Genomic DNA, 14,218 nt, shown 5'->3' with positions numbered 1-14,218 from the left:
GTACACTCAAGGCCAACGACACAGGACGGCAGACACATGGCACATACTTCTTCCCGTTACCTGCGTTGGTGGTGGCTTGTCCCGCTCATCCTCGTGGCACTTGTGGCCGCTGCCGTAGCGCTGATGCCCTGGAACTTCCTCAAGCCGTTCATCACCGAGCAAATCGAGGCCACAACCGGACGCTCGGCAGCCATTCAAGGCACCGTAACGGTAGACTTCTTCCCCCGCCCACGGTTATCACTTCACGATGTCGAACTCGACAATCCACTCTGGGCCGCGTCGCCTCGGATGTTCACGGCCCAGCGGCTCAGTGTCTCACCATCGCTCGGCGAACTGATTCGCGGGGAGATCGTGCTGGATGGCATCGAAATCGACGGCATGACCCTGAACCTGGAACAACGTGTCGATGCCCCCAGCAACTGGGTGTTTGACGATCGACAAGATCAGCCATCGTCAGAGGCCCAACCTGCCAATGAAAAAGAGGCCACCTCGCCTGTCCGCATTCGCCATCTTTCCCTCTCCGATGCCGACATCAACTACCTCCCCGCCGAGCGCGACACCCCGTATGAGCTGACCCTGTCGTCTCTGGAGGTGCAGGCGGATGACGAGACCCTGCACGCCCAGGCAGCCTTGACCTTCCAGGAGCAACGTTTCGAACTGGAGGCGGAAACCGATCCCTTCGCGGCTTTCATGGATGAGGCCCACTCATTTGCCGGCGAGCTCTCCGTGAACGCCGGCGAAAGCCGGCTCTCGGCAGCCTTCAAGGCGCCGGAGGCGCCGGCATTCGAGCGATTTCAGGTGGACGGTGAGCTCAGCGTCCAGGGGCTCGCCGACTGGCTGCAATGGGGGGACCTGCCCCCGATCGACCTGGAGCGCCTTGATATCGCCGCGCGCCTGGAGCGCCAAGGCAGCGAATGGCGATTCAACGACATCGCGACCGACCTGGCCGACAGCAGCGTGACCGGCGAGCTGAGCCTGGATACCGGCGGCGATGTCCCGACGCTCAACGGTCGGCTGCACGCCCCGCAACTCGATGTCGCCGCCTTGCGCGCGGCCCTGCCGGCATCCGGAGAAGACACCACGGCCATTTCGGTGCCCGTACTGCCGGAACTGCGGGGCGAACTGGCGCTATCCGTGGAGCGCCTGACGCTGGAACAGGGGCTCGTCGAAGACCTTCAGTCACGGATCACGCTTGCCGAGCACACGCTCACCCTCGAGTCCGCCACCTTCGCCATCGCCGGTAGCCAGGTCGAGGCCAATGCCCGCCTGACGAGCCGCCCGGAAACCGTGGCGGCAAAGGCGCAAGTCAACCTCCAGGATCTGAGCCCGGCCGCGCTGGATATCCCGCTGGGGTCTGCAGCCGTGCTCGATGCCGAATTCGCTCTCGAACTTTTGCCCCTCGAGCAACGCCCGACCTTCGAAAGCGAGACCCTGCTGGCCAATCTGCGCATCGCCAACGGCCGAATGTCGTATCGCAACGAGGAGGCCGGTAGCGATCTCGAGGCGACACTCGCGACCGCAACAAAGGGAGCGCCCGAGCTGATGCTCGCCTTGAACGGCACCCTTACCGATAAACCGATTGAGATGGAGATCAGAGGTGGCCCGCTGACCGAACTGGTCAATCTGGAAGAGGGCTTCCTGAAAAACGACTACCGGCTCGAGGCCGAGGCCACCTCCGGCGGCTTGTATGCCCGAGTCGATACCCGCTTGGACTCTCTGTTGCAGCCACGCACCCTTGATGGCGATGTGGTGCTGGAGGCCGACGATGGTCAAGCCCTGGAGACCTGGATCGGCCCGGTGCTGCCTCCCTTGCCCGAATTTCGTCTCGCCGGCAACTTGAGCCGCGACGACGCGCAATGGTCCGCCAGTGGGCTTGAAGGCGAGATAGCCTCGACGCCTATCGCCGGCAGTGTCGAGTTCCACAACACAGAGCGCCCTGTGGTGAATGTCGACCTCGAGGCCGGACGTATCGATCTTGCCCGCTTCATACCCGCCAACAGTGACGCGAACGAAGAGGACCAGGAGGGCTCCCTGCTGGCGCCGTTGAGAGGCGTCGATGGGCAATTCAACCTGGAAGCCCAGGCCTTGGTGTTGGCCAACGGGCTTGAACTGGGGAATCCGGTGCTGAATGCCAACCTGGAAGACGGCCGCTTGCAGGCGGATCCCCTGCAGTTTCGTATTGGCGGCGGTTCACTGGTCGGCAGCCTGGCCCTGGACGCAAACACGCAACCGGCGTCCGGGCGGCTGAATGTGAATCTTGACCAGATTGCACTTTCCCAGCTCACCGATACCTTCACACCGATCGAGGACCGGCTGGGCAGGTTGTCCGGAAACCTGCATCTGGAAATGCGTGAAACGCTCGCCGCCGAGAGGCGTGATGATCTGCTGTTGCCGTTTATCGGCCAGTTGATGATCGAGCCCTCGGAGCTTCGCTTCAACGACCCGCAAGCCGGCACCGAATTGACGTTAGCGCTGGAAACCCAAGGTCTCGGTGAAGGCGAGCAGACGTTTCAGCTCGAAGGCGACGGCCGCTACGATGGTGCCCCGGCCTCGCTTTCGCTACGAAGCGATCCGCTGCTCGATGCCCGAGATCCGAGCCGCCCCTATGCGGTGGATCTCGAGGCGGAGGTCGTCGACACCCGGCTCCAGCTGCAAGGCACCCTGCTTCGACCGCTGGCACTGGAGGGTTTGGATCTCGAGCTCGCTCTGGAGGGGCCGAACCCGCAACGGCTGAACCGCTTGCTCGGCGTACCCTTGCCGGAGCTTCCCGCCTATTCGGTATCGGGAAATCTGGAACTGGACAACCAGCGCTTGAGCCTCACCCAGATGGAAGGGACGGTGGGTAGCAGCGACCTCGATGGATGGCTGGCACTCGACGGAAGCGCCACACCGCCTCGCCTGACCGGGGAGCTGACCTCGCGTGATCTGGATATCGAAGACCTGGGCGTCCTCGCCGGAGCAACACCGGATCCGGCCGAATCTGGTGCCCCTGACGACCGCTTCATCCTGCCCGACGATCCGATCATCGGCGATGCTTGGCATGCCGTCTCGGCGGAAGTGAGCTTTCGAGGACAGTCCGTGCGTGCAGGGAATTTTCCCTTGAGCAACGTGGTCATCGATTTTCGACTCGAGGATGGGCGCGGCCAGTTCGACCCTGTCGGCTTCGGGATTGGCGAAGGCAGCGTCGATCTTATCCTCGACCTGGATGCCGGCACCCGACCGCCCAGCGGCACCATGCAGGTAGAGGTACAGGGTGTGGATCTCAAGGATGCCTTGCGCCACTTGAACCTGGCCGACGAGAGTGTCGGCACCATCGGCGGGCGCGGCAAGCTCTGGGTGGAAGGGGCCTCTATCGACGAGCTTCTGGCATCCGCCGACGGCGGCGTGGTGCTGCTGATGACAGGCGGAAGGATGGAGGCGTTGCTCGTGGAAATGGCCGGGCTCGACGCCGGGCAAACCTTCCTGAGTTGGTTGCGTGGCCGCGAGGCCATTCCAATCGATTGTGCCTACGCCGATCTCCAGGTGAGAGATGGGATCACCGAGCTAGATACCTTCCTGGTGGACACCGACGACACCACCTTCACCATCGGCGGTCAGGTCGATCTCAATACCGAACGCCTGGATATCAGCATCATTCCCCATCCCAAGGACCCCAGCCTCTTTGTCGGACGGTCTCCCCTTCACCTGGGAGGCACCTTCGATAACATCGACACAGGGGTGCATGGCCAAAGCATCGCGCTCCGCTCAGGTGCCAGCGTTGCTCTCGGAGCCTTGGCCGGCCCCATCGCCGCCCTCTTGCCTCTGGTCGGTGTGGGTACAGGCATCGGCACGGACTATTGCCAGGGGCTGATCAGCCGGTCTCGCGAGGCGATCGATGAGGGGGACATCGAATGAAGCGTCAATACCACTTGATCGGCACCCTGATGATATCGGGCGTTCTCATGGCAGGGCTTCTCGTCGGCTGTGCCGATGCCCCGGTCAATGAATCGGCCAGGGCCGCGCAACAGGATTCGCTGGAGGCGGTGCAGATCAAGGCCCGCCTCCTCGAGGCACCGGACCTGGCCGGGGCGGCCATCGACGTGGAGTTGGAAAGCGGCCGAGTCATCCTGGGCGGTTTCGTCGAAACGTCAGAACAGCGTAAGCGGGCAGAAGCCATTGCGCGTGAGCATGACATGGTGGAGACGGTCGACAACAAGATCACGGTCAAGTAACGGGGACGCCGCCGGTCATGCACGAAGGCAAGGTCACTACTCAAGGGCCCGGCACGCCGAAGGCCTCGGCGAAGGCCCGATAGGTGGCCTGCTCGCGAGACGCGTCGAGCACGGCGAAACAAATGGACCGGAATCGCTCGTGGAAAGGACCGCCACGGCCCAGCGCGTCGGCGAAGGCCTCGGCAACGTCTGCGGACTCGTTGCGGAATACTCCGCACCCCCAGGCCCCGAGCACCAGATCCTCCAAGTGATGATGAAGGGCGAGTCCCAGAATCAGGCTGGCGCGTTCGCGAAACACCGGCAGGATGGCATCGACCTCCGATGGCCGATGAGCACGAACGGCACCGGCATTCGGCGCGGGACAGGTGATGAACGCCACCCGGTAGGGCGCCGCCAGCAGATCCCCGGCATCGTCGCGAAACACCGGGCAGTTCGGTGAGTAGATCGCCCGATGGGAGTATAGCGGCGACGACATAGACCGATGGTGGCGGTAGTACTCGGAGCACTGGCAGAGGCTCGGGTAGAGTCCCGAACTGCGGGCCAGGCTCTCCTCCTGCGCCTGGCTCCCACCGAGGAAGCCGCCGCCCGGCTTTTTCGCCGAGGCGAAGTTGAGCACGCCGATGGGGCGATCCGGCAGACTCCGGCTCAGCTCGGCCGCAGCGGCAAGCGTACTCTGGTTGACCACCTCGATGTCGGTTTTTCTCGAGGGAGTTTCCCGTGACAGGACACGCTCCCGCAGACGAAAGAGATCGTCCGGAGTGTATGACCGAATGCCTGCCAAACAGCATCGCAGGGCATTATTGATATCCACGTGCCTACCGTCGTCGAGGCTATACCACCCCGCCTCTAGGATCGCCAGCGTCTCTTCGGCCAGTCGGGATCTCGCTTGCCGATTCATGTTCAGTCTCCCGAGTCCGTTACGCCAAGCCTAAACGTTGCCTGAAAGTTCAGCGAGCAAGGCCTTTGCCCATCGTTGCTGAATCTCCCCCCAAGCCCTATCGTCGGATACGCCAGCCAACCCAGGCCCTTCACGGAACAGAGGAGACGACAATGACGGATGCCGACGCGACGTCATCACCGAGCCTGCTGATCACCGGCTGCTCCAGCGGTATCGGCCATGCTGCGGCCCATGCCATGGTAGCGCGAGGCTGGCGGGTCTTCGCCACGGCGCGAGCCGAGGCCGACGTCGCCCGGCTGCAAGAGGAGGGGCTCGAGGCGCTGGCGCTGGATCTGGCCGACAGCGCCTCCATCGAGGCCGCTGTAGCAACGGTAAAGGAGCGCACCGGTGGACGACTGACGGCGCTATTCAACAACGGCGCCTACGGTCAACCCGGCGCGGTGGAGGACCTCAGCCGCGAGGTGCTGCGCCAACAGCTCGAGACCAACCTGCTAGGCACTCATGAGCTCACCACCCGGGTGCTGCCGATGATGCGCGCCCAGGGGCATGGGCGCATCGTGCAGAACAGCTCGGTACTGGGGTTCGCCGCCCTGCCCTACCGCGGCGCCTATGTCTGCTCCAAGTTCGCCCTCGAGGGCCTTACCGACACCCTGCGCCAGGAGCTAAAGGGCAGTGGCATACACGTCAGCCTGATCCAGCCAGGCCCCATCTCCAGCCGCTTCCGCGAGAACGCCTACCGGGCGTTTCAGGCCAATATCGATACCGCCCACAGCGCCCATGCCGACACCTACCGCAAGGTGGAAGAACGCCTGGCCAGCCAGGAGGGCAAGGCGCCTTTCACTCTGGGCCCCGAGGCCGTGGTGGCCAAGCTCATCCACGCCCTGGAGCACCCACGCCCACGGCCTCGCTACGCCGTGACGCTGCCCACCCATCTATTTGCAGCGCTCAAGCGTGTGCTGACCACCCGCGGCATGGACCGGGTACTGCTGCGCTCGACGCGAAGTGAGCGAGAGTGAGGCGGGACGTCCCCTGCCAACACGGATCGAATCCAAGCGCCGGCATCAGCGCAGTTGCGCCTCGATGGCCGACTTGTCGATGACGGACCACACCTACACTATCGATTCCTGGCTAACCAGCTTGGGGCGGGTTGCCAGGAGTCGATCCAGGGGATTATGGACTCAGCGGTCATGGGCCGGGCAATTCCAAAGCCTTGCGCCATGTCACACCCGAGATCCAGAAGACACTCACCCTGTTCCGTGGTCTCGACACCCTCGGCAACCACCTCGCATCGAAATGCACTTGCCAAGCCGATAATTGCCCTCAACATGGCAAGGTCATCGTCATTTCCCAGCATGTCACTCACAAAGCTACGATCGATCTTTAGCACTTGCGCAGGGAGTCTACGGAGATAGGTGAGAGACGAATATCCCGTGCCGAAGTCATCCAGTGCTACGCGAGCACCGAGTTCATCACAGGTGGTAATGATATCGGACACGTGCTGTATATCGCCCAAGGCGCTGCTTTCAACGATTTCCAATTCAATACTGCCGGCTTTGCACTGACTCAGTCGGGGACGCAGCTTATCAATAAAATCAGCTTGCTGTATCTGCATGGCAGAAAGATTGACGCCAATTGTCAATGACAACCCCGCTTGCTGCCATTGTTCTACCTGATTGACGGCTTGTGCCAATACCCAGTCATCCAGTTCAATGGACAGCCGGTCGTCTTGTAGACAAGGAAGAAAATATCCTGGCAACAATAGGCCATGTTTCGGGTGCTGCCAGCGAATCAGCGCTTCTGCGCCAATGACCTCGCCGGTTCTCATGTTGACCTTGGGCTGATAGTAGAGCCGAAATTGATCATTTTTTAACGCATTGCGCACTTCGTTAATCAGGTCTTGTTGAGCTTTGAGAACCTTTTCCCGTGCAGTATCAAATAGGCGGTATTGGTTACGCCCTGCCATTTTAGCCTGATACATGGCCTGGTCTGCCTGGCGAAGCAGCTGATCCGCATCAATAGGCTGCGACTGAGGATAAAAGGTCACGCCGGCACTGGCGGACACCTGCAACTGAAGCTGATTGACGTCAATAGGACTGCCAGCGGCTTCCAACAATCGGGAAATTATTGGATCGACGGCGCCTGTATCCGGCAGATCAATCAGCACTGCCACAAACTCATCTCCACCCAGGCGTGCCAGAGTGTCACCCTCACGTAGTTTTAGCTGCATCTGGCCGGCTAGCCCGGCAAGCATCTGATCGCCTACGTCATGACCGTGTTGATCGTTAATGGCCTTGAAACCGTCCATGTCCAGGTAGACAATAGCAATCATGAGTCGGCGTCGTTCGACTTGACGCATGCTAAGCTGAAGACGATCTGCTAAAAGAATACGGTTAGGCAAGCGGGTGATGGTGTCATAATGGGCGAGCATCTGTAGCTGCTTGTTAATGTTCGCTAGTTCCGTTGATTTTTTCTGCAGCGCATCGTCTGTTGACTTTCGAAGCTGCATATTAACCAACAAAACAGCGAATAATTTGAGCATTTCTACTTCGTAATAACCGTAGGTTATCGGCTCTTTAACCGCATCGAATCCCACAAAACCGATGCACTCCTCACCGTTCATGAGAGGAATACTCAAAAGACTTTTAATATGCTGCATGGACAGAATATCTTTTAGCGAGCCGGGTTCCAGTGCCGCGACATCCGGTACCAGAACTGGCTCGCCACGGTAATGCGGCTCCCAGAATGGCACAATTTCATCTAGATCAACGGCCTGCAACTGATCTATCTGGGGACTGATACCGGGCGCACACCACTCGTGGGTGTTGCGTGTCTGATTCAACGAAAAATCGTAGGTGAACACATAGACCCGGTCCGCACCAAAAAAGGACCCAATATCGGCCAGCGCTTGGCTGATGGCACCATCCATCTCTTCCAACGGCAGGTTGATGAATGCCATTGCGGTACGAAGGATCAGGGTGTTGAAGGCTGCATCCCGTGCCACACCACCACCGTCCTGATTGGAGTTCGTGCTGTCCCAGATCATCGCTTTACCGTAATGGACGGAATTCAGGCCGGAATGTATCTCAAACCACTACCCTCAGCATAGGCTAAAACGGAATGGAGAAACATTCGTATTACATGGCTTGACAAGTAGGCGACAGCCACGATCTAGCCATCAGCAGGCCTCGGCTATGGATAATGGGGGTACGTCAGCGATTTCGTTCTGGCATGACCGATTCTTGATATCGGTCATGCCTGACTGGCTGGTCAGTGCTTGAGCGATTCCCGGTAAACGTCTGTAAGCGGTGACAGGGTCATCACCTCCTCCCGCATGACCTGCTTCTGCCCTTCCAGGGCCGAACGCCAGTCGTCACACTCCTGTTGGCGTCTGGGGGCATTGTGAGAGCTCGTGGCAAAGGCCTCGATCCAGGCCTGGCGTGTGCAGAGGTCCTGTAAATTACCGAGCAATCGCTGGCGATGTTTCAAACCTTTGAGAAAGGGCTTCTGTCGCCTCGGTTCCAACTCGGCCAGATAGCGAATCCGCTTCACAATCTTGCGCAGCTCGTGGAAGGCCTTATCAAAGCTGTCGGCAGAGAGCGATGCCAGACCCTGATCATGACTGGCGATGCGCTCGGCCAGCACTGTCTCGATGCGCTTCGATGAGAGTTTGCGCAGGGCCTTATGAAAGCCTTTGGAGGAGATAAAGCCATGCCAGTCCTGCATCTCCTCGACATAGCCGGGGTCGCTCAGCTGTTGGCACAGCGCCGCATGCTCCTCGTCTCGGCGAGTCAGCAACCAGCGCTCGAGGGCATGCAGGGAGCGAGATATCAGCGGCGGCGGCGCCTCGCTCAGGCTTTCCAGAAAGACATCCAGGTCACGCAGATCGCTGGTGGCCTGGGCGCGGCGCTTGAGGTGCTTCAAGCGCTTCTTCAAGCCGGGCACCCTGTTGGCAGCCCGCACGGACTCGCCGATCGCACGACTGCGGCGCAGGTTGACGCGGTACTGATGCAGGAACTCGGGATCGATACCTGCTATCACTCCTGGCTCCAGCGCGCGCACCATCCGGTACTGGTATGCAAGCCGCTCGCGTATGCGTCGTTTCAAGCCGGCCTTGCCCAGCTTCGGAGCCTCCGGGGCAGCGCGCTTGAAGAGTGCATGGTTGGCCTGCTCCGGCGTCAGGCTGAAGACGTTCTCGGCGGCATGGTGTTCCAGTGCCTGCCAGGGCGCATCCGGCAGGGAAAGGTGCAGCAGGCTGCCGATGGGGAGCTCGCTGGGGGCCTCTGGGCAGAGCCAGCGGGCCAGTTCCAGCAGGGCCGGGTTGTGGCCGATCATCAGCACCCTGTCGGTTGCTTCGGGCAACCCATGCAGCCAGGCAAGCAGTGCCTCAGCCTCAAAGGTATAAAGTGCCTCGTCGAAGAAGGCTCGCTCGATCAAGGAGAGCTCGGGAAGCCGCCTGGCTATCTCGTCGAGTGTCTGACGCGTACGCACCGCACCACTGACGTGTATCTCGCCCTCCAGGGCCTTACAGCGCGAGAGAGCGTCAGCCATGGCAGCTGCCTGGCGTCTTCCTCGCTTGCGAAGTGGCCGGTCGTGATCGGCCATTTCCTTGTCGCCGCGTTTCGCCTTGGCATGACGCATCAAGAACAGCTGCCGCACGGATTCACTCCCAACCAGAACATATGGTGCCAAGCGTAGGACAACCCGCCTGGTTTCTCCTTAGTGGTGACCGCCGTGCATCGCGACTGGGGTTGACCCGACAGCGGAAGACGTCACGCTGGCAAGACAACGACGGAACAAAGGATAGTCATCTGATGAGCACTGAAAACCGTGACATCGTGCTGCTTGACGGCGGGATGGGCCAGGAGCTCAGGAAACGCAGCAACCAGCCGGTATCGCCACTATGGTCCGCCCAGGTCATGCTCGACGAGCCCGATCTGGTCACCGCTGCCCACCGCGATTTCATCGAGGCTGGCGCCCGCGTCATTACGCTCAACACCTACAGTGCAACACCGCTGCGCCTGGCGCGAGACGGCGAACCCAGCTTGTTCGAGCCGCTGCATGCCGCTGCCCTGGGCGCCGCCCATCGTGCGCGCGAGGAGAGCGGACAGGATGTGCGCATTGCTGGCTGCCTTCCTCCACTGGTCGCGAGTTATCACCCTGACAGCGTGCCGGACGACGCCACTTGCCTCTTTGACTACCGCCGCATGGTGGAGCTCCAGGCAGATGGCGTCGATCTGTTCCTGTGCGAGACCATGTCGCTGGCCCGCGAGGCGCGTGCCGCGACCTTCGCCGCAGTGGAGAGCCAGCGCCCGGTATGGGTGTCTTTCACGGTGGACGACGGCGATGGTAGGCGGCTGCGTTCCGGTGAATGGCTGGCCGCAGCCGCCCGAGAGGTGGTGGCCGCCGGCGCCGAGCGAGTGCTGGTCAACTGTTCGGTGCCAGAGGCCATCACGACCGCCATGGTCGAGCTTGCCGGACTCGACGTGCCATTCGGCGGATACGCCAACGGCTTTACCTCCGTGGCTCCCCTTCAGCCGGGTGGCACGGTGGATTCGCTGGAGTCGCGCACCGATCTGGGGCCCGCCGCTTACGCCGAGCACGCACTGGGCTGGATCGAGCAGGGGGCAACGCTCGTCGGTGGCTGCTGCGAGGTGGGCCCCGCCCATATTGCGGCTCTGGCCGAACGCTTGAACGCCGAGGGGTACCGGCTGACAATGTGATCATCACGGAGGGTGAGGGTCCAGCAAGAAGAGAGGCCGGCATGATCAGGCATGTTAGTCTGGGTCGAAACTGCTACCCGGGAGCCTGATCATGACCGCCGCCGAGATACTCGACCGCCTGGTGGGCTTCGCCACCGTCTCGCGGGATTCCAACCTCGCCTTGATCGAATGGGTCGAGAGCTGGCTCGTCGAACACGACGTCGAGCATTGGCGGGTCGAGAGCGATGACGGCCGCAAGGCCAATCTGCTGGCACGCATCGGCCCCGACGTGTCGAGGGCGGCGTGGTGCTCTCCGGCCATACCGACGTGGTGCCGGTGGATGGCCAGCCCTGGTCCACCGACCCCTTCACCCTGGTCGACGGCGGCGATGGCCGGCTCTACGGGCGCGGCACCTGCGACATGAAGGGCTTCATCGCCTGCGCCCTGGCCCAGGTGCCCGACTGGGTGAGGCTTGAGCTCACCCGGCCGATCTTCCTGGCCTTCTCCTATGACGAGGAAGTCGGCTGTATTGGCGCGCCGCGCATGATCGAGCGGCTGCTGGCCGACCACCCTCGCCCCGCGGCGGTGATCGTCGGGGAGCCGACCCTGATGCACCCGGTGGTGGCCCACAAGGGCGCCACCAACCTGCGTACCATCGTGACCGGCCGCGCCGCCCACTCCAGCCAGGTCAACCAGGGTGTCTCGGCAATCCACGTGGCGGCCCGCCTGGTGACGCGGATAGAGGACGTGATGGCCGAGCTACGCGCCGAGGGACGTATCGACGAGGCCTTCAACGTGGTGCACTCGAGCCTGCATGTCGGCAAGATCCAGGGCGGCACGGCCATCAACATCATGGCGCGGGAGTGCACCTTCGAGTGGGAAATCCGTCACCTGCCCGGCGACCGCTTCGAGGAACTGCTCGCCCGGGTGAACGGTACCGCGGCCGAGCTGGAAGCCGAGATGCGCCAACGCGCGTCGGACGCCGCCATCGTGACCGAGGCACTCAACACCACGGTGCCGGCACTGGCCGACGACAACAACGCCGAGGTGCTGGCACTGTGTCGTGACCTGCTCGACGAGCGCCCTGCCGGCGCCGTGGCCTATGCCACCGAGGCCGGCCAGTTCCAGCGCGAAGGACTACCCACGGTGATCTGCGGCCCGGGTAGCATCAGCCAAGCCCACCAGCCCGACGAGTATATCGACATCGAACAGCTCGAGATGAGCGCGGCATTCATGGCGGCACTGGGCGAGCGGCTGCAACGAAAATAGAGCGCCGGCTCTCCACCATCTGCTGCCTGAAGTCAGGCAGAGACCGGATGCATCGCTGAACACAAAAGGCCCCCGCACCTTGTGATGCGGGGGCCTTTCGTTACGTGGCCGGGCTCTCGCCCGGCCGGGATCATGCGATGGTACGACGGGGAATCGGCGCGTCACCGTCCTGGCGACGACGCGGGGCACGCTCGGGTGCGCCCTTGTCTTCGCTGATCTCCAGCGGACGACCGGCGACACGGGCGCGGGCCATCTTGGTCAGGATGCTCTCCGGCAGCGAACTCGGCAGCTCGACCACCGAGAAGGCGGTACGGATGTCGATCCGGCCGATACGGCTCCCCTCGATGCCACCCTCGTTGGCGAGTGCGCCGACCAGTTGGCCGGGCTTGACGCCATCCTGGTGACCCACGGCGACGCGATAGCGGGTCATGCCCTCGCGCGGCGCGCTGTCACGACGCTTCGTCGGCTTGGCGTCACGCGGCGCGCGATCATTGGTGCGCTCGGCACGCGGTGCCTGAACTCGACCGATGGGCGCCTCGTCGGCACGCGCCATGCGCGCGAAAGCACAGGCCAGCTCGATGGGATCGTGTCCCTCTTCGACCATCCGCTCGACCAGAGCGCGCTGCTCGTCGGCACCAGCGGTCAGGGCGGCGACAACGCGCTGATGGAACATCTCGTCGCGGTGGGCACGAATGGCAGCCTCATCGGGCACGGCCATCTCGGTCATCTTCTGACCGGTGGCCTGCTCGAGCCAACCCGCCTTGCGGCCCTCGCGGAAGCCGACGAAGGTGATCGCGATGCCGGTACGCCCGGCACGGCCGGTGCGGCCAATGCGGTGGGTGTAGGCCTCGGCATCCTGCGGCAGATCGTAGTTGATGATGTGAGTCAGGCGTGACACGTCAAGACCGCGAGCAGCCACGTCGGTGGCGATCAGGATGTCGACCTTGCCACGCTTGAGGCGCGTAATGGTGCGCTCGCGCAGGCTCTGGTCCAGGTCACCGGAGAGGCTGGCAACGTTCATGCCGCGGGCGGAGAGTTGCTCCATCAGGGTGGTACAGGCGGCCCGGGTACGCACGAAGACGATGGCCCCGTCGACCGGTTCGACCTCTAGAATGCGCGCCAGCGCCTCCTGCTTGGCGCCGCCGTCGACACGCACCATGCGCTGTTCGATGCTGGCGGCGGTGCCCACCTGGGACGCGATGGCCACCTTGACCGGATCGACCAGGTAGCGATTGACGATACGCTCGATCTCGGTCGGCAGGGTGGCGGAGAAGAAGACCCGCTGGGCATTCTTCGGGGTATCGGCCACTACGCGCTTGACGTCGTCGATGAAGCCCATGCGCAGCATTTCGTCGGCTTCGTCGAGCACCAGGGCAGAAAGGCCGTCGAGCTTGAGGCTGCCGCGATCCAGGTGATCGATGACACGGCCTGGTGTGCCCACCACCACCTGGGCGCCACGACGCAGCGCGGAGAGCTGCTCGCGGTACTCCTGGCCGCCGCACAGGGTGGCGACTTCCAGGCCCTTGAGGTTCTGGCCGTACTTGCTGAAGGAGACAGCCACCTGCTGGGCCAGCTCGCGGGTCGGTGCCATTACCAGCACCTGGGGCTCGCGGCGACTCAAGTCGAGACGAGACAGCAGCGGCAGTGCGAAGGCAGCGGTCTTGCCGGTGCCGGTCTGGGCCTGGCCCAACATGTCACGGCCTTCCAGCAGCGCAGGGATGGTCTGCGCCTGGATCGGTGACGGGGTCTCGTAGCCCTGGGATTCTACGGCAGAGAGAACGTCAGGCAGCAGGGCCAGATCGCCGAAGCTCGGCGAGGCGACAGAAGTCGAGGTCATTAATCACACCTTGGTAAGCCGACGAAGTCGGCAAAAATTCAATGGCGTCCCTGACGCGTGCAACACGCTCAAGCATCTGCTGTCCGTACTACGGATCATCAGATAAGCAAATCGGAGTCGGGGACGCCGGTCGCACCTTGCATTCGGTTCACGCCATCGGGGATGGCCCGTGAACCGCTGTGGCGACCGTTTGCGCCGATCTCGCCCGGGTGGCGTGATCTTGGTGGCGCTCCATCTACACAATTCGAACGCGTGTGGGTCAGTTCTTGCGTCACTGAGCCCGGCGTTTCGGCGCCCACCTGCC

Annotated in this window: 8 protein-coding genes and 1 pseudogene; 5 read left to right on the top strand and 4 right to left on the bottom strand. The window is 62.5% G+C overall.

The window, feature by feature from the left end:
- Positions 1 to 36 precede the first annotated feature (36 nt).
- The gene (locus U5L98_RS05370; protein WP_322557317.1) at positions 37 to 3,894 is read left to right on the top strand and encodes an AsmA family protein; all 3,858 of its coding nucleotides are present in this window, start codon (positions 37 to 39) and stop codon (positions 3,892 to 3,894) included.
- A complete protein-coding gene (locus U5L98_RS05365) occupies positions 3,891 to 4,211 on the top strand; it encodes a BON domain-containing protein (RefSeq protein WP_322557316.1) in 321 nt (106 codons plus the stop codon). The genes U5L98_RS05370 and U5L98_RS05365 overlap by 4 nt, the downstream gene beginning before the upstream one ends.
- Before the next feature lie 40 nt (positions 4,212 to 4,251).
- Here U5L98_RS05365 and U5L98_RS05360 read toward each other — a convergent pair whose 3' ends face one another.
- A complete protein-coding gene (locus tag U5L98_RS05360) occupies positions 4,252 to 5,109 on the bottom strand; it encodes a TIGR02452 family protein (RefSeq protein WP_322557315.1) in 858 nt (285 codons plus the stop codon).
- Between the two features lie 152 nt (positions 5,110 to 5,261).
- On the opposite strand from U5L98_RS05360, the gene U5L98_RS05355 reads away from it, so the two are divergent.
- The gene (locus U5L98_RS05355) at positions 5,262 to 6,125 is read left to right on the top strand and encodes an SDR family oxidoreductase (RefSeq protein WP_322557314.1); all 864 of its coding nucleotides are present in this window, start codon (positions 5,262 to 5,264) and stop codon (positions 6,123 to 6,125) included.
- 98 nt (positions 6,126 to 6,223) lie between these two features.
- On the opposite strand, the gene U5L98_RS05350 is transcribed toward U5L98_RS05355, so the two are convergent.
- Together U5L98_RS05350 and U5L98_RS05345 are read right to left on the bottom strand one after the other, a co-directional pair.
- A complete protein-coding gene (locus U5L98_RS05350; protein WP_322557313.1) occupies positions 6,224 to 8,152 on the bottom strand; it encodes an EAL domain-containing protein in 1,929 nt (642 codons plus the stop codon).
- A gap of 224 nt (positions 8,153 to 8,376) precedes the next feature.
- Positions 8,377 to 9,765 carry a CHAD domain-containing protein gene (locus U5L98_RS05345; protein ID WP_322557312.1) on the bottom strand — a complete coding sequence of 463 codons (1,389 nt, stop codon included), beginning with the start codon at positions 9,763 to 9,765 and terminating at the stop codon, positions 8,377 to 8,379.
- A gap of 155 nt (positions 9,766 to 9,920) precedes the next feature.
- Here U5L98_RS05345 and U5L98_RS05340 point away from each other — a divergent pair, with 155 nt between their 5' ends.
- Together U5L98_RS05340 and argE are read left to right on the top strand one after the other, a co-directional pair.
- Positions 9,921 to 10,829: a homocysteine S-methyltransferase family protein gene (locus U5L98_RS05340; RefSeq protein WP_322557311.1), complete on the top strand. Its 909-nt coding sequence runs from the start codon at positions 9,921 to 9,923 to the stop codon at positions 10,827 to 10,829.
- 91 nt (positions 10,830 to 10,920) lie between these two features.
- Positions 10,921 to 12,077, top strand: a pseudogene (gene argE / locus U5L98_RS05335) (acetylornithine deacetylase).
- 130 nt (positions 12,078 to 12,207) lie between these two features.
- On the opposite strand, the gene U5L98_RS05330 reads toward argE, so the two are convergent.
- Positions 12,208 to 13,914, bottom strand: a complete 1,707-nt coding sequence (locus tag U5L98_RS05330) for a DEAD/DEAH box helicase (protein ID WP_322557310.1) — start codon at positions 13,912 to 13,914, stop codon at positions 12,208 to 12,210.
- Between the last annotated feature and the right edge of the window lie 304 nt (positions 13,915 to 14,218).

The organism is Halomonas sp., from assembly GCF_034520545.1.
GTDB lineage: Bacteria > Pseudomonadota > Gammaproteobacteria > Pseudomonadales > Halomonadaceae > Halomonas.
This window is presented reverse-complemented; position numbering and strand designations above follow the sequence as displayed.